Source organism: Streptomyces sp. NPDC054794, assembly GCF_053611585.1.
This window is the reverse complement of record NZ_JBSHAQ010000036.1, coordinates 1-24,674: the sequence shown is the minus strand read 5'-3', so window position 1 is coordinate 24,674 and position 24,674 is coordinate 1. Positions and strand designations below refer to the sequence as shown.

Sequence of the window (24,674 nt, the reverse complement as noted above, 5' to 3'; positions counted from 1 at the left end):
CGACCCCGACAGGACCGCGACGACGGGGGCTTCGCGGACCCGTCCTACCGGTCGGCCACCCGCATCTCGAACCAGGTCGTCTTGCCGCGGGGCAGGAGGTCCACGCCCCAGCGGTCGGAGAGTTTGTCCACCAGGAACAGGCCGCGGCCGCTGATGTCCATCTCCTGAACCGGCATCAGACAGGGCAGGCCGCGCGAGGGGTCGCGGATCTCGATGCGGATCCAGCCGCGGCGGCGGCGCATGCGGAGGCCGAACACGCGGGCGCCGGTGTGCCGTACGGCGTTGCCGACGAGTTCGGAGACGAGTAAGACCGCGTCCTCGGTCATCTTCGGGGTGAGCCCCCACTGGCGCAGGACGACGACCTGGGCGAGCCGGCGGGCGGTGGCCGCCGACTCCGGGCGGGACGGCAGCGGAACCTCGGCCTCCGTCGGATTGCCGAACAACTCAAGTGCCTTGAGCGCCCGTTCGTCCTCCACCGCGGGCGACCAGCGCGCCGCCGTCGCACGGCCGTGTCCCCGCGGCTGTTCGATGCCCTCCAGCCCCGCCATGCCCCCATCATGGCCGCCCGAAGCGCCCCCCGGGGGCGTTCCGGAAGAATACGCCCCCCGGAAGCTTCCATTCCGCGCCGTCCGATTGTCATATGCCGACGGCATTTCGGACCCCGCTACGGCCCGCCTGACCTGCGCGGACGGTGCCCTCACGGGCAAGCGACAGGCGCCCTCGACAAGACAGGCTTAAGGTTGCCTTAAGGTTTCCATAAACCGCCCCATCGAGGGACCCCGGGTCAGACATCGCGTCAATTGCAAGAGGGTTCAGGCGAAAAATCAGAGGAACTCAGCGGGCCTCAGAGGAACTTGGCCTTGCCCGGCCCTTCCTCCACGAAGCTGCGCATGCCCCGCTCGCGGTCCTCGGTGGCGAACAGCCCCGCGAACCAGTTCCGTTCGACGGCGAGCCCGGTCTCGATGTCCGTCTCCAGACCGGTGTCGATCGCCTCCTTGGCCGCGCGCAGCGCGATCGCCGGACCCTGCGCCAGCTTCGCCGCCCACGCGTGCGCCTCGGCGTACACCTCGGCGGCCGGGACGACCCGGTCCACCAGGCCCAGCGTCAGCGCCTCGTCGGCCTTCACCATCCGGCCGGTGAAGATGAGGTCCTTGGCCTTGGAGGGGCCGATCAGCCGGGACAGCCGCTGCGTGCCGCCGGCCCCGGGGATCAGGCCGAGCAGGATCTCGGGCTGGCCCAGCTTGGCGTTGTCGGCGGCGATGCGGATGTCGGCGCACAGGGCCAGTTCGCAGCCCCCGCCGAGGGCGTAGCCGGTGACGGCCGCGACCACCGGCTTGGGGATGCGGGCCACGGCGGTGAACGAGTCCTGCAGTCCGCGGGCGCGCAGGACCATCGCGGTGTGGTCCATGGCCTGCATCTCCTTGATGTCCGCGCCCGCCGCGAACACCTTCTCGCCGCCGTAGATCACCACGGCGCGCACATCGTCGCGCCGGGTGGCCTCCTCGGCGAGTTCCTTGAGCCGGTCCTGCGTGGCGACGTCCAGCGCGTTCATCGGCGGACGGTCCAGACGCAGCGTGCCGACGCCTTCGGCGACTTCGAGAGTGACGGTCATGGCAGCAGGTTAACGGCCACTAACGACGAAGGGCCCGGTGCCGTCCGTCACAGCACCGGGCCCCTTCACGCCGAAGGGCTATGACTTCCACTTCTCCCAGGACATGTTCCAGCCGTTGAGGCCGTTGTCGGGGTCGACGGTCCGGTCGTTGGAGTGCTTGACGACCACCACGTCACCGATCATCGAGTGGTTGAAGAACCAGGCCGCCGGCACGCTCTTGCTGTAGCCGCCGCGCACGTCGCGCAGGCCCACGCAGCCGTGGCTGGCGTTGGAGTTGCCGAAGACGCCGCCGCCCCAGTAGTTGCCGTGGATGAACGTGCCGGAGTTGGTCAGACGGATGGCGTGCGGGACGTCCTTGATGTCGTACTCGCCGCCGTAGCCGACCGTCTCGCCGTTCATGCGGGTGACCGTGAGCTTCTCGCTCATCACCATCTGGCCGTTCCAGGTGTCGTAGCCGGGCTTGCCGGTGGTGACCGGGATGGTCTTGATGACCTTGCCGTCCTGGGTGACCTTCATCGTGTGCTTCTTGGCGTCCACGACGGAGACCTGGTTGCGGCCGATGGTGAACTTCACCGTCTTGGTCTGCTTGCCGTAGACACCGGAGCGGCCCTTGACTCCGTCGAGGTTCAGCTCGACGGTGACCTTCGTGCCGGCCTTCCAGTACTGCTCGGGGCGGAAGTCCAGGCGGTCGTTGCCGAACCAGTGGCCCTCGACGTCGACGGCCGGCTCGGTCTTGATCTTGATGGCCTTCTCCACGCCCTCCGGGTTGGTGATGCCCCGGGTGAAGTGCACGGAGAACGGCATGCCGACGCCGACGGTGGAGCCGTCCTCGGGAGTGAAGTAGCCGACGAAGGTGTTCTGCGGCGTCAGGGTGGTGAAGCTGGAGTCCTCGGCCGCCGCACGGCCCGCGGAGTCCTTGGCGACCGCGTGCACCGTGTACTTGGTGGAGGCGGCCAGATGGGTCGACGGCGTCCAGGTGGCGCCGCCGCCGGTTATCGCGCCCTCGACCTTGGCGCCCTTGGCGTCCTTGACCTCGACCTCGGTCAGCTTGCCCTTGGCGGCGCCGACCTTGAGCGCGCCGCTCGTGTCGACCGACTTCGCCCCGTCCTTGGGCGCGATGGTGACGACGGCCTCCGACTGCTTGCCCTGCTGGGTCGAGTGGTCCTTGCCCTTTCCGTCCCCGGACCCCGAGTCGGATTCTCCTCCTCCGCCGCACGCGGTGACGGCCAGGAGGAGGACGCCGGTCATCAGCGCCCCCGCTCTCTTCCGGCCCCGCACCCGCGCGCCCACCGACGCCCCCGATATCGGCCGCACGTTCAAGTTGTTCTCCCCTCGGCGGGCCTGGTCAGGCCCGCACCCCACCACGTTCGTGCGCGCATATTAACTGGCGGGTTTTGAGGTTCGCGTCAGCCGAATGTCACTGTTTCGTCGCAACTTCCACCGTCCGCCCCCACGGCTCAACCTCGGCCCCCACCAGGTCACTTGCCCGCACCGCCCGCCTTCCACTCCTTCCACCCCATGTTCCACCCTCCGAGCCCATTGTCGGGAGAGACCTTTTTGTCATTACTGTGGACGACCTCGACGACGTCTCCGACCAGGCTGCGGTCGAAGAACCAGCCGGCCGGCGTGTCCGCGCTGCCGCCCTTGACGTCCCGCAGGCCGATGCAGCCGTGGCTGACGTTGGCGCTCCCCGGGGCGTCCGGCGCCCAGTAGTTGCCGTGCAGGAAGGTCCCGGAGTCGGTGAGCTGCATGGCGTGCGGGACGTCCGGGATGTCGTACTCACCACCGAAGCCGACCGTACGGCTGTTCATACGGGTGACTTCGAGCATGTCCATCACCACCATCTTCCCGTTGTAGGTGGTGTGCTCGGGTGCCCCGGCGGTGATGGGCACGGTGGCGATGAGCCGGCCGTCGCGGCGCACCTCCATGGTGTGGTCGGCCGCGTCCACCAGCGAGACCTGGCTGCGGCCGACGGTGAAGGAGAACGTCTTGTACTGCAGCCCGTAGACGCCGGGTGCCCCCTGCACGTCGCGCAGCCGCAGGTCCACGGTGACCTGGGTCCCGGGCTGCCAGTACCTCTCGGGGCGGAAGTCCAGTCGGTCCTTGCCGAACCAGTGCGGGCGGATCTCGACGGCGGGCTTCGCCGTGACGCGGACGGCGCGTTCGACGGCGGCGCGGTCGGCGATCTCCCGGTTGAAGGCCAGGGAGACGATCATCCCGGTGCCGACGGTCGCGCGGTTCTCCGGGGTGACGTACGCGATGAACCGCTGGTCGGGGACGTACGTCGTGAATGTGGTGTGCCGGGCGGTGCGCCGCCCGTTCTCGTCGGTCGCCACCACGTCGACGGTGTACTTGGCGGCGAGTGCCAGCTTGTCCTCGTCGGGTTCCCAGGTCGTGCCGTCGGCACTGATGTGCCCGGTCACCGGCGTGTCCTGGGCGTCCTGGGACCTGACCACGCTCACCGACTCCAGGTGCCCGCCGGGCACCCTCACGCGCAGCCGGTCGCCGGAACGTACGGACTTGCCGCCGTCGTCCGGTGTGACGCGGATGACCTCCTTCGGTGCCCTGGATTTTCCGAACACCCCCTCAAGCCCGGTCCCGCCCCCGCCCGGGGTGCAGCCGGCGGCCCCGGCCAGCAGTCCTGCCCATGTCAGTACGGCGGCCAGCGCGGCCCCCGCGCGCCGTGCGCGCCCGTGTGCATACCTCACGGGTGACTCAACGACCGGCCCCGCCCTGGGGAAACGTGAGTGCGACGCAAGCGCTGGGCAGAACAGTGGGGAGGACGACGCGATGGGGAGCCGCGCCCGTGTGCCGCGGGGTGCCGGTGCCGGAGGTCGGCCGTGCCGCGGACCCATGGGTGCCGGCCCGGCCGGGTGCCCGGAGCCGGCGGGGAGCGCTCCTGGGGCGAACGAGCCGAACGAAGGGGCCGCAAGGTGTCGAGCACAGCCGAGCAGCAGACAGTGGCTCAGGAATGGGCCGTCGAGGGCGGCCCCGCGGCCGCCGCGGTGGTCGAGCACGGTCCTGGGACCACCGCGGTGATCGAGAGCGGTCCGATGACCGCCGCGATGGTCGACAGCGGTCCGGTGACCGCCGCGATGGTCGACGGCGGGGGCGCGCCCGCCGCGATGGTCGACGGCGGGGGCGCGCCCGCCGTGGTGATCGAGAGCCGCCCCGCGGCCGCCGAGGTGGTCGAACGGGGCCCCGCGTCGGCCGCGGTGGTCGAGACCGGCCCCGGGTCCGCCGCGATGAGCGGCGGCCGACGCCCCACCCTTCCCGCCCCGCAGGTCTGGCCGGGCACGCCCACTCCACTGGGTGCACGCTTCCGAGTGGGTCCGGACGGGGTGGCCGGCACCAACTTCGCCCTGTGGGCGGCCGGTGCGGAGGCGGTCCAGCTGTGCCTGTTCGACGAGCGGGGCCGCGAGACACGGCTGAGGCTGAGCGAGCTCACGCACGAGATCTGGCACGGCTTCGTGCCGGGCGTGATGCCAGGACAGCGCTACGGCTACCGGGTGGACGGCCGCTGGGACCCGTGGATCGGCGCCCGCTGGAACCCGGCGAAGCTGCTCCTCGACCCGTACGCGCGCGCGGTGGACGGCGAGTTCAGCCTCCCGCCGGAGGTGTACGGCCATGTCCGGGACTGGCCGGAGCAGCAGGTGGCGGACACCGTGCGCGACGACCGGGACTCGGCGCCGTTCGTCCCGAAGGGAGTCGTCGTCGACGATGACGACGACTGGGAGGACGACCGCCGCCCCAAGACGCCGTGGGCCGACTCCGTGATCTACGAACTCCACGTGCGCGGCTTCACCAAGCTGCACCCCGGGATCCCCGAGGAACTGCGCGGCACCTACGCCGGTCTGGCGCACCCGGCGGCCATCGAGCACCTGGTCAACCTCGGCGTGACGGCCGTGGAACTGCTCCCGGTCCACCAGTTCGCCCACGAGGACCACCTGTTGCGCCGCGGTCTGAAGAACTACTGGGGCTACAACTCGATCGGCTACTTCGCCCCGCACGCCGCCTACGCCGCCTCCGGTACGACGGGACAGCAGGTCGGCGAGTTCAAGCGCATGGTCCGCGCGCTGCACGCGGCCGGCATCGAGGTCATCCTCGACGTGGTCTACAACCACACCGCGGAGGCGGGCGAGCTGGGCCCGGCGCTGTCCCTGAAGGGCATCGACAACCGCGGCTACTACCGCCTCCAGGACGACGCGCGCCGCTACGCGGACTACACCGGCTGCGGCAACACCCTGCACGTCGTCCAGCCGCAGGTGCTGCGCCTGATCACCGACTCGCTGCGCTACTGGGTCACCGAGATGGGCGTGGACGGCTTCCGCTTCGACCTCGCGGCGGCGCTCGCCCGCTCGATGCACGACGTCGACATGCTCTCCCCGTTCCTGGCGGTGATCGCCCAGGACCCGGTGCTGCGCCGGGTGAAGCTCATCGCCGAGCCCTGGGACGTCGGTTCCGGCGGCTACCAGGTCGGCGCCTTCCCGCCCCTGTGGACGGAATGGAACGACCGCTACCGCGACGCGATCCGCGACTTCTGGCGCGGCGCGCTCCCGGACGTGCGCGACCTCGGCTACCGCCTGTCCGGCTCCAGCGACCTGTACGCCTGGGGCGGCCGCCGCCCCTACGCCTCGGTCAACTTCATCACCGCGCACGACGGCTTCACCCTGCGCGACCTGGTCTCCTACCAGGGCAAGCACAACGAGGCCAACGGCGAGAACAACCGGGACGGCACGCACGACAACCGCTCCTGGAACTGCGGGGCGGAGGGCGAGACGGACCAGGAGGAGATCCGCTCGCTGCGACGGCGGCAGTTGCGCAACCTCCTCACCACGCTGCTGCTGTCGACCGGCGTGCCCATGCTGGTGGCCGGGGACGAGCTGGGCCGTACGCAGCGCGGCAACAACAACGCCTACTGCCAGGACAACGAGATCAGCTGGCTGGACTGGGGGCTGCTGGAGGACCCGAACTGGCGGGCGCTGTTCGACCTCACCTCCCGGCTGATCGCGCTGCGCCACCAGCACCCCGTGCTGCGCCGCCGCGCGTTCTTCTCCGGGCGGGCGCACTCGGCGGACGGGCTGCGCGACCTGGCGTGGTTCACCCCGCGCGGCACGGAGATGACGGAAGGCGACTGGTACGCGCCCGCGGCCACCCTCGGCATGTATCTGTCCGGGCGGGACATACCGGGCCGGGACGACCGGGGCGCGCCGATCCTGGACGACAGCTTCCTGGCCGTCGTGCACGCCGGCGACCGTCCCGTCAGCTTCGTGCTGCCGGGGCCCCCGTGGGCGGAGCGCTACGAGGTCGTCGTGGACACCTCCCAGGAGGAGCAGCGCGAGACACCGGACGTGTCGCATCCGGCGGGCGCGGCGCTCACGGTGCCGGCCCGGTCCGTACTGCTGCTGCGGGTGGCCTCCTAGGCCGCCCGTCCGGCACCTCGAACGCGCAGGTCGTAGGACCGGCGGCGGATCCGGGTCCGGCCAAAACTCGGTGGGCGTCGTCGGTGCCGATCCGTAGGCTCACCGGTGATGCCCACGACATGCGCAACCACCCAGGACCCTACTGACCGTTCAGCCGTGCGCACGCTGCTGCGGCTGTGGCCCCACGTCCGGCCGGTGCGGGTGCGGCTGTTCACCGCCGCGTTCGTCGCGGTCGTCGCCTCGTGTCTGGGGCTGGTGATCCCGCTCGTCCTGAAGTGGATGGTGGACGGTCCGGTGGCGGACCGGGATCCGGGCGGGGTGTGGCTCGGCGCGCTGTACCTGCTGCTGCTCGGCGTGGCCGAGGCGGGCCTGTTCGGGCTGCGGCGGTGGCTGGTCGCGCGGCCGCTGTCGCACGTCGAGGCGGAGATGCGGGCGGAGTTGTACCGGCATCTGCAGCGGCTGCCGGTCGCCTTCCACGACCGGTGGGCCTCCGGCCAGTTGCTCTCCCGGGCCACGACCGACCTGATGCTGCTGCGCATGTTCCTCGCCTTCCCGCTGACGTTCCTGCTGGTCAACGGGGTGACGATCCTGGTCGGCGTGATCATCATGCTGCTGCAGGACTGGACGCTGGGCCTTGTCATCCTCGGGCCCGCCCTGCCCGTCATGTGGACCTGTGTGGTCTTCGAGCGGAAGTACGCGACGGTGGCGCGGCGCGCCCAGGACCAGGTCGGGGACCTGACGACCCTGGTCGAGGAGAGCGTGCTCGGCATCCGGATCATCAAGGGCTTCGGGCGGCACCGCAGCCAGGCACGGGCGTTCCGGGAGCTGTCGCGGACGCTGCGCGGGACCGAACTGCGCAAGGCCCGGCTGCTCGCGGCGATCTGGGGCGTCATCGTGACGCTGCCGGAGCTGGCGATCGGGTCCGCGCTGGTGCTGGGCGTCGTCCAGGTGGCCGACGGCGAGCTGTCGGCGGGCACCCTGGTCGCCTTCCTGAGCACGGCACTCGCGCTGCGCTGGCCGGTGGACTCCATCGGCTTCCTGCTGGCGATGACCCAGGAGGCGGCGACCGCGACGGAACGCTACTTCGAGGTGATGGACGCGGAGCCGGAGGAACCGGGCGTGGGCGGTGCCGGGCCCGCGGCGAAGGCACCCGCGCGTCCCGACACCACGCCGGACCGGAGCCCCCTGGCCGTGCGGGACCGGCTGCCCGAGGCCGCGCGCGGGCTGCGCTTCGAGGGCGTGCGGTTCCGCTACCCCGACGCCCCGCCCGACTCCGCTCCCGTCCTCGACCTCATCGACCTGCACGTCCGTCCCGGCGAGTCCATGGCCCTGGTCGGGGCCACCGGCAGCGGCAAGACGACGCTGACCGCGCTCGTCCCCCGGCTGCACGAGGTCACCTCCGGGCGGATCACGCTGGACGGGCGGGACATCACCGCGATGTCGCGCGAGGAGCTGCGGTCCAAGGTGGCCGTGGCCTTCGAGGAGCCGACGCTGTTCTCCGCCTCCGTCGGCGAGAACGTCCTCATGGGTGCCGGTCCCGAGGCCGGCACGCCGGAGCTGGGGCGGGCCCTCGCCGTCGCCCAGGCCGAGTTCGCGCACGCGCTGCCGCAGGGGACGGACACCCGGGTCGGCGAGCAGGGCCTGAGCCTGTCCGGCGGGCAGCGGCAACGGCTGGCGCTGGCCCGGGCGGTGGTCGGCCGGCCCCCGTTCCTCGTCCTGGACGACCCGCTGTCCGCCCTCGACGTGCACACCGAGGCCGCCGTGGAGGCCGCGCTGCGCCAGGTCCTCGCGGACACCACCGCGCTCATCGTGGCCCACCGCCCCTCCACGGTGCTGCTCGCCGACCGCGTCGCCCTGCTGTCGGGCGGCCGGATCACCGCCGTCGGCACCCATCACGAACTGCTGCGCGGCAACGCCGAGTACGCGCACCTGATGTCCGGGGAATCCGAACGGGAGGACGCACGATGACCGCCCCCACCACGTCAGCCTCCAGCTCCTCCAGCCCCTCAGGCACCCCCGACACCCCCACTCCCCTGTCCGCCGCCTCTCCCGCCGAGGACGAACAACTCCCCCGCCCCGGCGACACGGGCGACCCCTTCGACCGTGACGTCCTGCCCACCCCGCCCGGCGCCACGGCCGCCCTCCTGCGCTCGCTGCTCGCCCCCATGAAGGCCCGGGTCGCCGTCACCTCGCTGCTCCTGCTGCTCCAGCAGGCGGCCGTGCAGGCGGGCCCGCTGCTCGTGGCGTACGCCATCGACCGCGCCGTACCCGCGTTCCGGGACCACGACCACGGCCCGCTGATCCTGGTCGGTGTCGGCTATCTGCTGTGCGCGCTGGTCTCCGGCGTGCTGCAGTTCGCGTTCATCGAGACCTCCGCGCGGGTCAACCAGGACGTGCTGCTCGACCTGCGCGGCAGGATCTTCCGGCACGCGCAGGCGCTGAGCGTCGACTTCCACGAGCGGTACACCTCGGGCCGGCTGATATCCCGGTCGACGACGGACGTGGAGTCGCTGCGGGAGCTGCTCGACGAGGGGCTCCAGGAGCTGGTCACGGTCGTCCTGTCGTTCCTGTACATCGCGGCGATGCTGCTCTGGCTGGATCTGGGCCTCGGCGCGATCGCGGTGGCCTCGTTCGTGCCGCTGTACCTGCTGGTCCGGCTGTACCAGCGGCGCGCCGCGCGGGTGTTCGAGGCGCGGTCCACGGCCATCGCGGCCGTGATCGTGAAGTTCGTGGAGACGATGAACGGCATCCGGCCGGTGCGCACCTTCCGCCGGGAGGCCGCGAACGAGGCCGACTTCCGCGTCCTGAACCGGCGGCACGAACGGACCAACGGCGACGCGCTCCTGGAGATGGCCCGTTATGTGGTCGGCTCCCGGCTGGTCGCGAACACCGCCGTCGCGGGGATCGTGCTGTGGGGCGCCTACCGCGTGGCGTCCGGTTCGCTGGCGCTGGGTGTGCTGGCGGCGGCGGTGCTCTATCTGCGGCGGCTGTACGACCCGATCGACCGGCTGGGCATGTTCCTCAACTCGTACCAGTCGGCGGCCGCCTCGCTGGCCAAGATCGCCGGGCTGCTGGCGCAAACCCCGTCCGTGCCCGAGCCGGCCACGCCCAGACAGCTGCCGCCTCTCGAAGGCGAGCACCCGGGCCGCGGGGTCGTCTTCGACGGCGTCCGGTTCGCGTACCGCACCGGCGGCGAGGTGCTGCCCCGCTTCGACCTGACGATCCCGGCCGGCCAGACGGTCGCGGTCGTCGGCTCCACGGGCGCGGGCAAGTCGACGCTGGCCAAGCTGCTGGCCCGGTTCTACGACGCCTCCGAGGGCCGGGTCCTGCTCGACGGTGTGGACCTGCGCGAGCTCGCCGTGCCCGAACTGCGGCGCGGGGTGGTCATGGTGACGCAGGAGGCGTTCCTGTTCTCCGGCACGGTCGCCGAGAACATCGCGATCGGCCGCCCGGACGCCGGCCGGGAGGAGATCGAGCGGGCCGCGAAGGCGATCGGCGCGCACGAGTTCATCAGCGCGCTGCCGGACGGGTACGACACCGACGTCCGCAAACGGGGCGGCCGTATCTCGGCGGGACAGCGCCAACTGGTGGCGTTCGCCCGGGCGTTGCTCGCCGATCCGGCGGTGCTGATCCTGGACGAGGCGACCAGTTCGCTGGACGTCCCGGGCGAACGGGCGGTGCAGCGCGCCATGGCCACGGTGCTGCACGGCCGTACGGCGGTGGTGATCGCGCACCGGCTGTCGACCGTGGAGATCGCGGACCGGGTGCTGGTCATGGAGCACGGCCGGATCGTGGAGGACGGCGGCCCTGAGGAACTCGTCGCGGGCACGGGCCGGTTCGCGGATCTGCACCGGGCCTGGCGGGACAGCCTGGCGTGACGGCACGACGACGGGGGCAGCGATGATCGACGCGTACGAGGATCCCGGCACGCCCGACACCCGGGGCGGCTGGCACTTCCTGTGGTGGCTGGTGCTGCGCCAGCCGGGCCGGTCGGCCGCCGGGGCGCTGCTGGCCAGCGTGTGGATGGTGCTGCTGGCGGCGGCGCCGTACCTGATGTCCCGGGCGATCGACGACGGGCTCGTCCACGGCGACCTGGGCGCGCTGACCCGGTGGACCCTGGTGCTGTTCCTGGTCGGCGCGGTCAACGCGTGGGTCAGCATCATGCGGCACCGCACGATGACCCGGGTGCGGATGGACGCCAACTTCCGCACCGTCAAGGTGGTCGTCGGGCACGCGGTCCGGTTGGGTGCCGCGCTGCCGCGCCGGGCCGGGGCCGGGGAGGTCGTCACGATCGGCGTCGGCGACGTGCTGACCATCTCCCAGTCGCTGACCGTGGTCGGGCCCGGGGTGGGTTCCGTGGTCGTGTACGCGGTGGTGGCCGGGCTGCTGCTCACGATCTCGCCGCCGCTCGCCGCGGTGGTGCTGCTCGGGGTGCCGGTGGTGGCGCTGATCGCCGGGCCGCTGACGAAGCGGCTGCAGGGCGAGGAGACCCGGTACCGGGAGCGGCAGGGCGTGCTCACCGCCCGCATCGGCGACCTCGCGGGCGGACTGCGGGTGCTCAACGGGCTCGGCGGCAAGGGCCTGTTCGCGGACGCCTTCCGGCGGGACTCGCAGCGGCTGCGGGCGCAGGGCTACCGGGTGGGCGCGGTCGCCAGTTGGGTGCAGGCGCTGGGTGTGGGCCTGCCGACGCTGTTCCTGGCCGTGGTGACCTGGCTGGCGGCCCGGCTGGCCGCCCAGGGGGAGCTCACCATCGGCGAGCTGGTGTCGGTGTACGGCTATGTCGCGGTCCTGGTGGGACCGGTGGCGTTCTTCCTGGAGATGGGCTACCAGCTGAGCCGGGGCGTGGTGGCCGCGCGTCGGGTCGTACGACTGCTGCGCCTGGAGCCGGAGCCGGACGAGGGCACGCTGTCCGCGCCGGCGGAGCCGTCCGTGCTGCACGATCCCGCGTCGGGCGTGCGGGTGCCGCCGGGGCGGCTGACCGCGCTGGTCGGCGCCCGGCCGGCCGACGCCGCCGCCGTGGTCGACCGTCTGGGCCGGTACGTGCCGTCCGCGGCCACCTGGGGCGGGGTGCGGCTGGACGCGGTGCCGCTGGCCGAGGTGCGGGCGCGGATCCTGGTCGCCGACAACGAGGCCGACCTGTTCGCCGGAACCCTGCGGGAGGTGGTGGCCGGGCACCGGGACCGGGACGACGACGCCGTGCGGCGGGCGGTGCGCGCGGCGGCCGCCGACGACATCGTGCAGGGCCTGTCGGACGGCCTGGACTCGGCCGTGGCCGCGCAGGGCCGCAGCCTCTCCGGCGGCCAGCGGCAGCGGGTGCGGTTGGTCCGGGCGCTGCTGGCCGACCCCGAGGTGCTGCTCGCCGTGGAGCCCACCTCGGCGCTGGACGCCCACACGGAGTCCACGGTCGCCCACCGGCTGGGCGCCGCACGCGAGGGCCGTACGACCGTGCTGACCACGACCTCCCCGCTGGTCCTGGACCGCGCGGACACCGTGCACTACCTGGTCGACGGCAAGGTCACGGCGAGCGGCACGCACCAACGGCTGCTGGTGGAGGAGCCGGGCTACCGGGCGCTCGTGGCCCGCGACACGGAGGAGGTCGTCCGGTGACGCCGGTCATGGGTCAGCTGCCCGTCGCCGAACGGGCCGAGGTGCGGCGGGCGTCGGTCCGGCTGGTGCGGGCCGACCGGCGTGCGTTCGCCGCCGTCCTGACGCTGAACGCGCTGGCCGCGGCGGCGGGGCTCGCCGGGCCGTGGCTGGTCGGGCGGATCGTGGACGAGGTGCGGGCCGGGCACGGGGTGGGGGCCGTCGACCGGCTCGCGGTGTGGATCCTGGTGTGCGCGCTGGCCCAGCTGCTGCTGGCGCGCTGGGCCCGGTACGTGGGCCATCGCTTCGGGGAGCGCACGCTGGCCCGGGTCCGCGAGGAGTTCGTCGACCGGGCGCTGGCGCTGCCCGCGGCGGCGGTGGAGCGTGCGGGCGCCGGCGACCTGACCGCGCGCGGCACCGCCGACGTGGCCACGGTCGGCACCACGTTGCGGGACATCGGGCCCGAGCTGCTGGTCTGCCTGGTGCAGGCGCTGTTCGTGCTGGGCGCGGTGTTCGTGCTCGACCCGCTGCTCGGTCTGTTCGGGGTGCTCGGCCTGACGCCGATCTGGCTCGCGCTGCGCTGGTATCTGCGCCGGGCCCGGGACGGTTATCTCGCCGAGGGCGCGGCCACCTCCGAGGTCGCGGAGATCCTCGCGGCGACCGCGACCGGGGCCCGTACGGTGGAGGCGTTCCGGCTCCAGGAGCGGCGGACCGCGGCGAGCCGGGACGCGCTGGAGACGTCCCGCCGGACCCGGCTGTACACGTTGTTCCTGCGGTCCGTGTTCTTCCCGGCGGTCGAGGTGTCGTACACCGTCCCGGTGGCCGGAGTGCTGCTGGTCGGCGGGGTGCTGCACGCGCACGGCGAGGTGGGCCTGGGCGCGGTGGTGGCGGCCGCGCTGTATCTGCGGCAGTTCACCGATCCGCTGGACCAGATCCTGATGCGGGTGGAGCAACTGCAGAGCAGCAGCGCCTCGTTCGCCCGGGTGGAGGGGCTGGCCGGGGCGCCGCGGTCCGAGGCGGACGGTGCGTCGGTGGTGCCCGCGGACGACCGGATCGACGTGTGCGGGGCGCGGTACGCCTACGAGCGCGGCGGCGAGGTGCTGCGCGGGGTCGATCTGACGGTACGGCCCGGGGAGCGGCTCGCGGTGGTCGGCCCCTCGGGCGCCGGCAAGACGACCCTGAGCCGGCTGCTCGCCGGTGTCGACGCGCCGGGGGCGGGGACGGTGACCGTGGGCGGGGTGCCGATCGCCGGACTCGCGCCCGAACGGCTGCGCCGGCAGGTCGTCCTGGTCACCCAGGAGCACCATGTCTTCCTCGGCTCGCTCCGGGACAACCTGCTGATCGCCGAACCGTCGGCCACCGACGAGGAGTTGTGGGCGGCGCTGCGGGCGGTAGGCGCCGCGCAGTGGGTGCGCGAGCTGCCGGACGGCCTCGACGCCCGGCTGGGCGCGGACGGTCACGCCACGGACGGCTCGCAGGCCCAGCAACTCGCCTTGGCCCGGGTGGTCCTGGCGGACCCGCACACGCTGATCCTGGACGAGGCCACGGCCCTGCTGGACCCGACGACCGCCCGGCACACCGAGCGCGCCCTCGCGGCGGTGCTCGAAGGGCGCACCGTCATCGCGATCGCCCACCGCCTGCACACCGCGCACGACGCCGACCGGGTGGCCGTGATGGAGGACGGCCGCCTCACCGAACTCGGCACGCACGAGGAGCTGGTGGCGGCCGAGGGCGCGTATGCGGCGTTGTGGCGGACGTGGCACGGCGACAGGGCGTAGGGTTCGGGCCGGCGGGTGACCGGCCCTGTTGCTCTTCGGTGCCCGGGCGCGCCAAGTCGGGGGATTTAACCTCGTTTTCACGGACTTTTCCACCGCCCTTGACGGGCCTTCCCGCCCACGGGCGCGCAGAGCCCCTCACAACCGAACGGTTCGCATACCGAACATGAACATCCGGTCAACGAACCAATTCCGGCCAAGTTTCTGACGCGGTCCTGACAGGTGGCGTGATCCCCTGCCACTCTTCCCACGGCCGACCCACAGCAACCCCACAGCTACGCACCGCTGTTCGGGCCGGCCTCGCACGCGCACGTGGTTCCGCGTTACGCCCTGTTCTGCCCGGACGTCCCAACCCACCGTCCGGTCTCCCCTGGCCGCGCGACCCGCGGCCATGCAGAAGGAGTCATGTTGAGAAGCAGTTCATCTCGCGGACGCACCTCCCACACCACGCACCGTCGCACCGCAGCCGTCGCCCTCGCCGGCGTCGCCGCCCTGATCGCCGCGGCCGTCCAGTCCGGCGCCGCCAGTGCCGCCCCCGCGGCCAAGCCCCAGGCGGGCAAGGTCAATCCGGCCCACGTGGCCGTCAAGCTCAGCGCCTCGCAGCGCGCGGAACTGCTCCGCGACGCCGGCGCCGCCAAGGCCGAGACCGCCCGGGCGATCGGCCTCGGCGCGCAGGAGAGGCTCGTCGCCCGGGACGTCGTCAAGGACGCCGACGGCACGCTGCACACCCGGTACGAGCGGACGTACGCCGGCCTCCCGGTCCTCGGCGGCGACCTGATCGTCGACACCGCCAAGTCCGGCGCCACCCAGCGCGTCATCAAGGCGACCAACGCCACCCTCAAGGTCACCGACCTCACTCCGGCCGTCGGTAAGGCGGCCGTCGAGCGGCAGGCCGTCCAGCGCGCCAAGGCCCTCGGTGGCACCAAGTCCGCCGCGGACAGCGTCCGCAAGGTGATCTGGGCCGGCTCCGGCAAGCCGGTCCTCGCCTACGAGACGGTCGTCGGCGGTCTCCAGGACGACGGCACCCCGAACCAGCTGCACGTCATCACCGACGCCACCACCGGCAAGAAGCTCTACGAGTACCAGGGCATCGAGACCGGCATCGGCAACACGCAGTACAGCGGCCAGGTCACGCTGACGACGACCCAGTCGGGGTCGAACTACACGCTGACCGACGGGGCGCGCGGCGGCCACAAGACGTACAACCTGAACCACGGCTCGTCCGGCACCGGCACACTGTACTCCCAGACCAACGACACCTGGGGCAACGGCACCAACTCGAACGCCGCCACCGCGGGCGCGGACGCCCACTACGGTGCCGCCGTCACCTGGGACTTCTACAAGAACACCTTCAACCGCAGCGGCATCAAGAACGACGGCGTCGGCGCCTACTCGCGCGTCCACTACGGCAACTCGTACGTCAACGCCTTCTGGGACGACGGCTGCTTCTGCATGACGTACGGCGACGGCTCCGGCAACAGCAAGCCGCTGACCGCGATCGACGTCGCGGGCCACGAGATGAGCCACGGCGTCACCGCCAACACCGCCCGCCTCAACTACAGCGGCGAGTCCGGTGGCCTCAACGAGGCCACCAGCGACATCATGGGCACCGGCGTGGAGTTCGCCGCCAACAACAGCTCGGACGTCGGCGACTACCTCATCGGCGAGAAGATCGACATCAACGGCGACGGCACCCCGCTGCGCTACATGGACAAGCCCAGCAAGGACGGCGCGTCCAAGGACAGCTGGTACTCCGGCATCGGCGGCGTCGACGTGCACTACTCCTCGGGCCCCGCGAACCACTTCTTCTACCTGCTCAGCGAGGGCAGCGGCACCAAGGTCATCAACGGTGTCACGTACAACTCGCCGACCGCGGACGGCCTCCCGGTCACCGGCATCGGCCGCGCCAAGGCGCTGCAGATCTGGTACCGGGCGCTGACCACCAAGTGGACGTCCACCACCAACTACGCGGGCGCGCGCACCGGCACCCTCGCGGCGGCGGGTGAGCTGTACGGCACCTCCAGCACCGAGTACAAGGCGGTGCAGGACGCGTGGGCGGGCGTCGCGGTCGGCTCGCGGTCCGGTGGCGGGGGCGGCGGCGGTACGTCGTACGAGAACACCACCCCGGTGTCCATCCCGGACAACGGGCCCGCGGTCACCTCGTCGATCACCGTCTCCGGCCGGACCGGCAACGCGCCGAACAACCTCCAGGTGACCGTCGACATCACGCACACCTGGCGCGGTGACCTCGTCATCGACCTGGTCGGACCGTCGGGCGCGTCCTACCGGCTGAAGAACTTCAGCTCGTCGGACTCGGCGGACAATGTGAACGAAACGTACACGGTCAACGCCTCCTCCGAATCGGCCAACGGGACCTGGAAGTTGAAGGTCCAGGACCAGGCGGCGTATGACGTCGGCACCATCAACAGCTGGAAGGTGACCTTCCCGTAACCGCAGTTCACGGGCGCAGGAGCAGGGCGCCGCTCCGGAGGTTCAACTCCCCGGGGCGGCGCCCGTTTTACCTCCCTGAAACGTTAACCGGACAGCTGGTTTTCGGCCAACATCACTTCAGGGTCATGACATGTACGCGGCCTTGATGTCACTCTTCCCTCACCCGCCGCGCAACACAGCAACTTCATCACCACTCCGACCGGCAACCCCACGCCGCATCGGACTCCCCCACAAGAAGGAGCTTGAGTGAGCCCCCTCTACGCGCGTCACAAGCGCACCACTCTGGTCATCGCCACCACTGTCGCGGCCGGAGCCCTGCTCACCACCGGACTGACCAGCAGCGCCTCCGCGCAGACCCCCAGCGGCAGCGCCGCCACCAGGACCCTCGCCGCCGCCCCGACCGCACTGACCGCGGCGGCCCGCACCACCCTGATCCAGCAGGCCCGGGCGGGCGCCGCCGAGACCGCCCAGCACATAGGCCTCGGCGCCAAGGAGAAGCTGGTCGTCAAGGACGTCGTCAAGGACGCCGACGGCACCGTCCACACCCGCTACGAGCGCACCTACGCGGGCCTGCCGGTCCTCGGTGGCGACCTCGTCGTCCACACCGCGAAGTCCGGCAGAACCGAAGGCGTCACCAAGGCGACGAAGTCCGCCATCAAGGTGGCCTCGCTCAAGCCGCAGATCACCGCCGGCAAGGCCGAGAAGCAGGCGCTGACCTCCGCCAAGGCCGCCGGCTCCGCCAAGACCGCCGCCGACGGCGCGCGCAGGGTGATCTGGGCCGGCTCCGGCAAGCCGGTCCTCGCCTACGAGACGGTCGTCGGCGGTCTCCAGGACGACGGCACCCCGAACCAGCTGCACGTCATCACCGACGCGGCCACCGGCAAGAAGCTCTACGAGTACCAGGGCATCGAGACCGGCACCGGCAAGAGCCTGTACTCCGGCACCGTCACCCTGAACACCACCAAGTCGGGTACGACGTACCAGCTGAACGACAGCACGCGCGGCGGCCACAAGACGTACAACAAGAAGCACAGCAGCAGCACGTCCCAGGGCACGCTGTTCACCGACGCGGACGACACCTGGGGCACCGGTACGGCCTCCAGCTCCACCGCCGACCAGACCGCGGCCGTCGACGCCGCCTACGGCGCGCAGGTCACCTGGGACTTCTACAAGAACACCTTCGGCCGCAGCGGCATCAAGGACAACGGCGTCGCGGCCTACTCCCGGGTGCACTACGGCAGCGCGTACGTCAACGCCTTCTGGGACGACGACTGCTTCTGCATGACCTACGGCGACGGCGAGTCCAACACCCACCCGCTGACGTCCCTGGACGTGGCCGGCCACGAGATGAGCCACGGTGTCACCTCCAACACCGCCGGTCTCGAGTACAGCGGTGAGTCCGGCGGCCTGAACGAGGCGACTTCGGACATCTTCGGCACGGGCGTGGAGTTCTACGCGAACAACGCCTCCGACCCCGGTGACTACCTCATCGGCGAGAAGATCGACATCAACGGCGACGGCAGCCCGCTGCGCTACATGGACAAGCCCAGCAAGGACGGCGGCTCCGCCGACTCCTGGTCCTCCTCGGTCGGCAACCTGGACGTCCACTACTCGTCCGGCGTCGCGAACCACTTCTTCTACCTCCTCTCGGAGGGCAGCGGTTCGAAGACGATCAACGGCGTGACGTACAACTCGCCGACCTCCAACGGCTCCACGGTCACCGGCATCGGCCGCGCCAAGGCGCTGCAGATCTGGTACAAGGCGCTGACGACGTACTTCACGTCGACCACCAACTACAAGTCGGCCCGCACCGGCACCCTGTCTGCGGCGGCCGCCCTGTACGGCTCCACCAGCACCGAGTACAAGACGGTGGCCGCGGCCTGGTCGGCGGTCAACGTCAGCTGACCTGTCGGACAATCGGCTCAAGGGCGGTACCCGGGACGGAAGCGTTCCGGGTACCGCCCTACTCTTGTGACCCATGCCCTCGGCGTCCTTCACCTACGAGCCGGTCGGCGCGACCCGCGACGACCTGAGCTTCTGCCCGCCCGGCTTCCACCCGATGCACGTCCGCACGCGGATCGGCGAGGGACCCGAGGTCTTCCGCCGGGCCGCCGAGGCGGTCCTCACCTGGGAGATGCACCGCGCGATGGGCGTCGGCATCGACGCCACCGCCGACCGCGCCGCCCCCGACGTGGACGTCACCGTCACCCTGGCCGGCCTGATCAAGGCCCCCTGCCGCATAGTCTGGACGGTCGAGGAACCCCGCCGCGCCGGCTGGGCCTACGGCACCCTGACCGGCCACCCCGAATGCGGCGAGGAGGCCTTCGTGGTCGACCGCACGGGCGACGGCACGGTCTGGCTGACGGTGGCCGCGTTCAGCAAGGCGGCCAAGTGGTACGCCCGCGCGGGCGGGGCGGCGACGCGGGGGTTGCAGCATGCGTATGCGCGGCGGTGCGGAACCGTTCTGCGCAGGCTGTGCGCCGATGAGGAGCAGCTCTGACCGCTGTGCCGCCCGACCGTCCGGAACACCTCGGCGGCCCCACCGGAAGAAATCCGGTGGGGCCGCCGCATGTGGTCATGAGACCGATGCGGGATCGGACGAGTTGACTCAGCGCAGCAGCACCCCGGCGGCCCCCTCCACCACGTCCTCCGACGGCACCGACAGCAGTCCGAGCTCCGCGCCGGAGGCGAGGAGGTGGTGGTCGGGGAGGATGCGGACCGTGTAGCCGTAGGGGCCGGTGCGGTCCAGGGAGAGGGGGCCCTCGTAGACCCAGCGGCCCTCCGGGTCGGGACCGCCCGCCGGTTTCAGCGGGACCGTCGTCGCGTCGGCGATGCGGTCCTGCGAGTCCACCCGGCCCGAGACCGCCTGGACCTCGACGTCGTCGGGCCCGAGCGCGCCGAGGGCCACGCGCACGCGCAGGCCGACCGTCGTGCCCAGCTCCGCGGTGGCCGCCGCGGCGGTCGTCTCGACGTGGTCGACCCGCACGCCGTGCCAGGCGGCACGCACCCTGGCCTTCCAGGCGGCCAGTTCGCCCGCCGCCTCGGGCGACAGGGCGCGGTCGGCGTGGGCGGCGGGGGTGTAGAGGCGCTCGACGTACTCGCGGACCATGCGGCCGGCCAGCACCTTCGGGCCGAGCAGGGTCAGGGTCTGGCGGACCATCTCGATCCAGCGGTCGGGCAGCCCGCTCTGGCCGCGTTCGTAGAAGCGGGGCGTGACGCGCTGTTCGAGGAGGTCGTAGAGGGCGGCCGACTCGATGTCGTCCCGGTGGTCGGGGTCCGTACCGGCGTCGCCGTCCGCGGTGGGGATCGCCCAGCCGAAGTCCGGCTGGAACCACTCGTCCCACCAGCCGTCCAGGACGGAGAGGTTGAGGCAGCCGTTCAGGGCGGCCTTCATGCCGCTGGTGCCGCAGGCCTCCAGCGGGCGCAGGGGGTTGTTCAGCCAGATGTCGCAGCCGGGGTACAGCTTCTGCGCCATCGCCATCCCGTAGTCCGGCAGGAAGACGATGCGATGGCGTACCCGCGGGTCGTCCGCGAAGCGGACCAGTTCCTGGACGAGCCGCTTGCCGCTGTCGTCGGCCGGGTGGGCCTTGCCGGCGACCACGATCTGGACGGGCCGCTCGGGGTGCAGCAGCAGGTCCATCAGCCGGTCGCGGTCGCGCAGCATGAGGGTCAGACGCTTGTACGAGGGGACCCGGCGCGCGAAGCCGATGGTGAGGACGTCGGGATCGAGGACGCCGTCGATCCAGCCCAACTCGGCCGTTCCGGCGCCGCGTTGCCGCCAGGAGGCGCGCAGCCGGTCCCGTACCTCCGCCACCAGCTGCTCGCGCAGGGCGCGGCGCAGCTCCCAGATGTCCTGGTCCGGGACGTCCGTGAGCACGTCCCAGCGATCGGCGCCGCCGGCCGACAGCTCGTCCTCGGTGCGCTCGGCGCCGAGCCGGCGGGCGCCGAGCCGGAAGACCTCGGGGGCGACCCAGGTGGGGGCGTGCACTCCGTTGGTGACGGAGGTGATCGGCACCTCGTCGGGGTCGAATCCCGGCCACAGTCCCGCGAACATCTCGCGGCTGACCTGCCCGTGCAGCAGGGACACGCCGTTGGCGCGCTGGGCCAGGCGCAGGCCCATCACGGCCATGTTGAAGAGGTTCGGCTCGCCGCCCGGGTAGGTCTCCATGCCGAGCCCGAGGACGCGTTCGACCTCGATGCGCGGGAGTTCGGCGTCGGGGCCGAAGTGGCGGGCGACCAGTTCGCGGTCGAAGCGGTCGATGCCGGCCGGGACGGGCGTGTGGGTGGTGAACACGGTCCCCGCCCGCACGGCCTCCAGTCCGGCGTCGAAGTCCAGCCCCTGGTCGCAGAGTTCGGCGATGCGCTCCAGGCCGAGGAAGCCCGCGTGCCCCTCGTTGGTGTGGAACACCTCGGGCTCGGGGTGGCCGGTGAGCCGGCAGTACGCCCGTACGGCGCGCACGCCTCCTATGCCGAGCAGCATCTCCTGGAGCAGCCGGTGCTCGCTGCCGCCGCCGTACAGCCGGTCGGTGACCCCGCGTTCGCCGAGGTGGTTGTCCTCGACGTCCGAGTCCAGCATGAGCAGGGGCACGCGGCCGACCTGGGCCAGCCAGATCCGGGCGTGCAGCTGCCGGCCGCCGGGCAGCGCGAGGGAGACCTGGGCGGGGGTGCCCTCGGCGTCCTTCAGGAGCGCCAGCGGCAGCTCGTTCGGGTCGAGCACCGGGTAGTGCTCCTGCTGCCAGCCGTCCCGGGAGAGGGTCTGCCGGAAGTAGCCGTGCCGGTAGAGGAGGCCGACCCCGATGAGGGGCACGCCGAGGTCGCTGGCCGCCTTCAGATGGTCGCCGGCGAGGATGCCGAGGCCGCCGGAGTACTGGGGCAGGGCGGCCGTGATGCCGAACTCGGGCGAGAAGTAGGCGATGGCGTCCGGGAGTTCGGCGGACGGGGGCTGCGACTGGTACCAGCGGTCGCCGGTCACGTAGTCGTCGAGGTCGTCCGCGACCGCGGTGAGACGGCGCAGGAAGCGGCGGTCCTCGGCGAGCTCGGCGAGCCGACCGGGGCTGACGCCGCCCAGGAGGCGGACCGGGTCGCCCTGCGAGGCGGCCCAGTGTTCGGAATCGACGGACTGGAACAGATCGCGCGTTTCCGCATGCCATGACCAGCGCAGATTGCGCGCCAGATCACTCAGCGGCCGGAGGGGTTCGGGGAGAACGGGACGGACGGTGAACCGGCGGATCGCCTTCACATTCCACCTCGGCGCGGTTGCTTTTGGAGGCGCACGGCGGTGTGCGACTCGACGTCTCTGACGACGGTACCGGTGTTGTGTCCGGCCCCGCTGCGGCTGTGGAAAGTCGCACCGGGCGGTTGGCAATCGGCCGACAAGACCGATGCCGCCCCTGGGGCCCGTCGTCCAAATCCCGCCTGCCCCGCGACGCCCGGCACGCTCCCCCAGGCTCTTCGAGCAGGCGGGACCCCCACTCGCCGCACCGGGCGAAAGCCCGAGTACGTCCAGTACGAGGACTTCCGCCCGGCACGCCGAGAGCACGCCAGACGCCGCAGGGCCGCCCTTCGGGCGACGACGGGAATTGGACGACGGGCCCCAGGCGTTCTTGTGGGCTCCCGGCCCGCACGAGACGCTCCCCTGAAGTCGAGGAGGGGAACTCGGACCATGGCACGGACGCGAAGCGGGCGTCTGCGCCGGGCGGGAGGCCTGATCGCGGTCGTCACGGCCGCGGTGCTGTCGGCCGGCACCCTGCCCGCGCACGCCGCACCGGAGCGGACGATCGGCGGCACCGGGGAGCCCGGCTCCGTCGTCGGGAGCTATCTGGTGACGCTGAGGGAGGGGATACGGGCTCCGTCGACGGCGGGCAGGGCCGTCGCCGCGACGTACGGAGCGAAAATAGGCCATGTCTACGGCAGCGTCCTCAACGGCTACGCGGTACGGGCCGACCGCGGACAGGCGGGACTGCTCGCGGCCGACTCCCGGGTCGCCTCGGTCGTCCACGACAGCCGTGTGGTCCTCGACCGGGCGCAGCGGAACCCGCCGTCCTGGGGCCTGGACCGGCTCGACCAGCGCGGCCTGCCGCTGGACAAGCGCTACTCGTGGCGGGAGCCCGCGGGCGCCGGGGTGACGGTGTACGTGATCGACACCGGCATCCGGATCACGCACGAGGACTTCGGCGGCCGGGCGAGCTACGGCTGGGACTTCGTCGGGAACGACGGGAGCGCGGGGGACGGCAACGGGCACGGCACCCATGTGGCCGGCACGATCGCGGGCGCCCGGTACGGCGTCGCCAAGAAGGCGAAGGTCGTCGCCGTACGGGTGCTGGACAACGCCGGTTCCGGCACCATCGCCCAGGTCATCGCGGGCATCGACTGGGTCACCCGGCACGCCCGCAAGCCGGCCGTCGCCAACCTCAGTCTGGGCGGCTACCACAACGCCCAGTTGGACGCCGCCGTACGCGACTCCATCCGGTCCGGCGTCACTTACACGATCGCGGCGGGCAACGACGGTCTTCCGGCCGGGCTGTACTCCCCCGCCGACGTGCGGGAGGCGATCACCGTCGGCGCGACGGACCGGGCGGACCGGCGGGCCGCGTTCTCCAACTTCGGTGCCGCTCTCGATCTGTTCGCCCCGGGGGTGTCGATCACCTCGGCGTCCTCCGCGAGCGACACCGGCCGGGCGACCTGCTCCGGTACGTCGATGGCGTCCCCGCACGCGGCGGGCGCGGCCGCGCTCTATCTGTCCGCACACCCGAAGGCGGGCCCCGCCCGGGTGGCCAAGGCCCTCGTTTCCGAGGCGGTGAACGGCAAGGTGTCGAGGGCGGGCCCGGGTTCACCGGACAAACTCCTGCAGACGTCAAGGCCGTGATGGCAGAGTGACACCACCGGCCCCGTTCGCACCGGACGGGGCCGGTCTTGTGCGTAGACATACGCGTGAGTAGTTAACAAAGTGCCGGATTGCCCACCCGAATAGGGTGGGAAGGCTCCTCCGGTACGGCTCACAGGCGCACCACAGGTACACCCGCAGGACCCACCTCCCCACACCTCATCCGCCACACCCTCGTTGACGCGGACAGGAGCGGTCATGCCCGCCACGCACCACTCGTCAGCACCCCCGACCACCAGCAGGAACAGCACGCAGGGCGACGCCGGCACGGCGGCCGGAACAGCGGCCGCCACGCCGCCCCCCGCCGCCCCGGCCGACCCCGGCCCCCCGTCCCGGGAGCAGCCCTCCGCGCGTGAGGGCACCGCCGTCGGCCGCATACCCGTCCTCGACGTCCGCCCGGTCGTCCAACGCGGCTACAGGCCCGCCAAGGCGGTCACTGGAGAGACGTTCGAGGTTTCAGCCACGGTGTTTCGAGAGGGACACGACGCCGTGGCCGCCAATGTCGTTCTGAAGGACCCCATGGGCCGGCCGGGCCCGTGGACGCCGATGCGTGAACTCGCCCCCGGCACCGACCGCTGGGGCGCGGACGTCACGCCGGACGCGCCGGGCCGCTGGACCTACGCGGTCGAGGCGTGGGGAGATCCGGTCACCACCTGGCGCCACCACGCACAGATCAAGATCCCCGCGGGGATCGACACGGACCTGGTCCTGGAGGAGGGCGCGCGGCTGTACGAACGTGCGGCCGCCGGAGTCCCGCGGGGCCCCGACCGGGACGTCGTCCTCGCCGCGGCGGCGACGCTGCGCGACAAGAACCGCCCCTCCCCCTGGCGACTCGCGGCGGCACTGGCGCCGGAGGTGGGCGAGGTGCTCGCGCGGTGTCCGTTGCGGGAGTTGGTGACCGCTTCGGAGCCGTTGCCGCTGCTGGTGGAGCGTGAACGTGCCCTGTA

The 24,674-nt window shown here is 71.9% G+C and carries 15 protein-coding genes; 10 read left to right on the top strand and 5 right to left on the bottom strand.

Annotation, left to right across the window (positions count from 1 at the left end):
* Window positions 1-44: 44 nt before the first annotated feature.
* The 4 genes from ACWGKT_RS31665 to ACWGKT_RS31650 form a co-directional block, all read right to left on the bottom strand.
* Complete coding sequence (locus tag ACWGKT_RS31665; protein WP_356155092.1) at window positions 45-548, bottom strand: ATP-binding protein; 504 nt, start codon at window positions 546-548, stop codon at window positions 45-47.
* 296 nt (window positions 549-844) lie between these two features.
* A complete protein-coding gene (locus ACWGKT_RS31660; RefSeq protein WP_453276382.1) occupies window positions 845-1,612 on the bottom strand; it encodes an enoyl-CoA hydratase/isomerase family protein in 768 nt (255 codons plus the stop codon).
* Window positions 1,613-1,690: 78 nt separating this feature from the next.
* A complete protein-coding gene (locus ACWGKT_RS31655) occupies window positions 1,691-2,932 on the bottom strand; it encodes a L,D-transpeptidase (protein WP_453276381.1) in 1,242 nt (413 codons plus the stop codon).
* 158 nt (window positions 2,933-3,090) lie between these two features.
* Entirely contained in the window at window positions 3,091-4,320 is a 1,230-nt protein-coding gene (locus tag ACWGKT_RS31650; RefSeq protein WP_356155085.1) for a L,D-transpeptidase, read from the bottom strand.
* 537 nt (window positions 4,321-4,857) lie between these two features.
* Here ACWGKT_RS31650 and glgX point away from each other — a divergent pair.
* The 8 genes from glgX (at window position 4,858) to ACWGKT_RS31610 (ending at window position 19,344) form a co-directional block, all read left to right on the top strand.
* The gene (gene glgX / locus ACWGKT_RS31645) at window positions 4,858-7,035 is read left to right on the top strand and encodes a glycogen debranching protein GlgX (protein WP_453276421.1); all 2,178 of its coding nucleotides are present in this window, start codon (window positions 4,858-4,860) and stop codon (window positions 7,033-7,035) included.
* Window positions 7,036-7,143: 108 nt separating this feature from the next.
* Complete coding sequence (locus ACWGKT_RS31640) at window positions 7,144-9,003, top strand: ABC transporter ATP-binding protein (protein WP_453276380.1); 1,860 nt, start codon at window positions 7,144-7,146, stop codon at window positions 9,001-9,003.
* Entirely contained in the window at window positions 9,000-10,913 is a 1,914-nt protein-coding gene (locus tag ACWGKT_RS31635) for an ABC transporter ATP-binding protein (RefSeq protein WP_453276379.1), read from the top strand. The genes ACWGKT_RS31640 and ACWGKT_RS31635 overlap by 4 nt, the downstream gene beginning before the upstream one ends.
* A 22-nt stretch (window positions 10,914-10,935) precedes the next feature.
* On the top strand, window positions 10,936-12,642 hold the full coding sequence (locus ACWGKT_RS31630) for an ABC transporter transmembrane domain-containing protein (RefSeq protein ID WP_453276378.1): 1,707 nt from the start codon (window positions 10,936-10,938) through the stop codon (window positions 12,640-12,642).
* 8 nt (window positions 12,643-12,650) lie between these two features.
* Window positions 12,651-14,396, top strand: coding sequence for an ABC transporter ATP-binding protein (locus ACWGKT_RS31625; RefSeq protein ID WP_453276420.1), 1,746 nt, complete (start codon window positions 12,651-12,653; stop codon window positions 14,394-14,396).
* A gap of 405 nt (window positions 14,397-14,801) precedes the next feature.
* The gene (locus tag ACWGKT_RS31620) at window positions 14,802-16,844 is read left to right on the top strand and encodes a M4 family metallopeptidase (RefSeq protein WP_453276419.1); all 2,043 of its coding nucleotides are present in this window, start codon (window positions 14,802-14,804) and stop codon (window positions 16,842-16,844) included.
* Window positions 16,845-17,090: 246 nt separating this feature from the next.
* Entirely contained in the window at window positions 17,091-18,749 is a 1,659-nt protein-coding gene (locus ACWGKT_RS31615) for a M4 family metallopeptidase (RefSeq protein ID WP_453276377.1), read from the top strand.
* Between the two features lie 73 nt (window positions 18,750-18,822).
* The gene (locus ACWGKT_RS31610) at window positions 18,823-19,344 is read left to right on the top strand and encodes a DUF1990 domain-containing protein (RefSeq protein WP_453276376.1); all 522 of its coding nucleotides are present in this window, start codon (window positions 18,823-18,825) and stop codon (window positions 19,342-19,344) included.
* A gap of 108 nt (window positions 19,345-19,452) precedes the next feature.
* On the opposite strand, the gene ACWGKT_RS31605 is transcribed toward ACWGKT_RS31610, so the two are convergent.
* Complete coding sequence (locus tag ACWGKT_RS31605) at window positions 19,453-22,083, bottom strand: glycosyltransferase family 1 protein (protein ID WP_453276375.1); 2,631 nt, start codon at window positions 22,081-22,083, stop codon at window positions 19,453-19,455.
* Window positions 22,084-22,506: 423 nt separating this feature from the next.
* On the opposite strand from ACWGKT_RS31605, the gene ACWGKT_RS31600 reads away from it, so the two are divergent.
* Together ACWGKT_RS31600 and ACWGKT_RS31595 are read left to right on the top strand one after the other, a co-directional pair.
* Window positions 22,507-23,709, top strand: a complete 1,203-nt coding sequence (locus ACWGKT_RS31600) for a S8 family peptidase (protein ID WP_453276374.1) — start codon at window positions 22,507-22,509, stop codon at window positions 23,707-23,709.
* Window positions 23,710-23,925: 216 nt separating this feature from the next.
* On the top strand, window positions 23,926-24,674 hold a 749-nt coding region (locus ACWGKT_RS31595), incomplete at its 3' end, for a maltotransferase domain-containing protein (protein ID WP_453276373.1).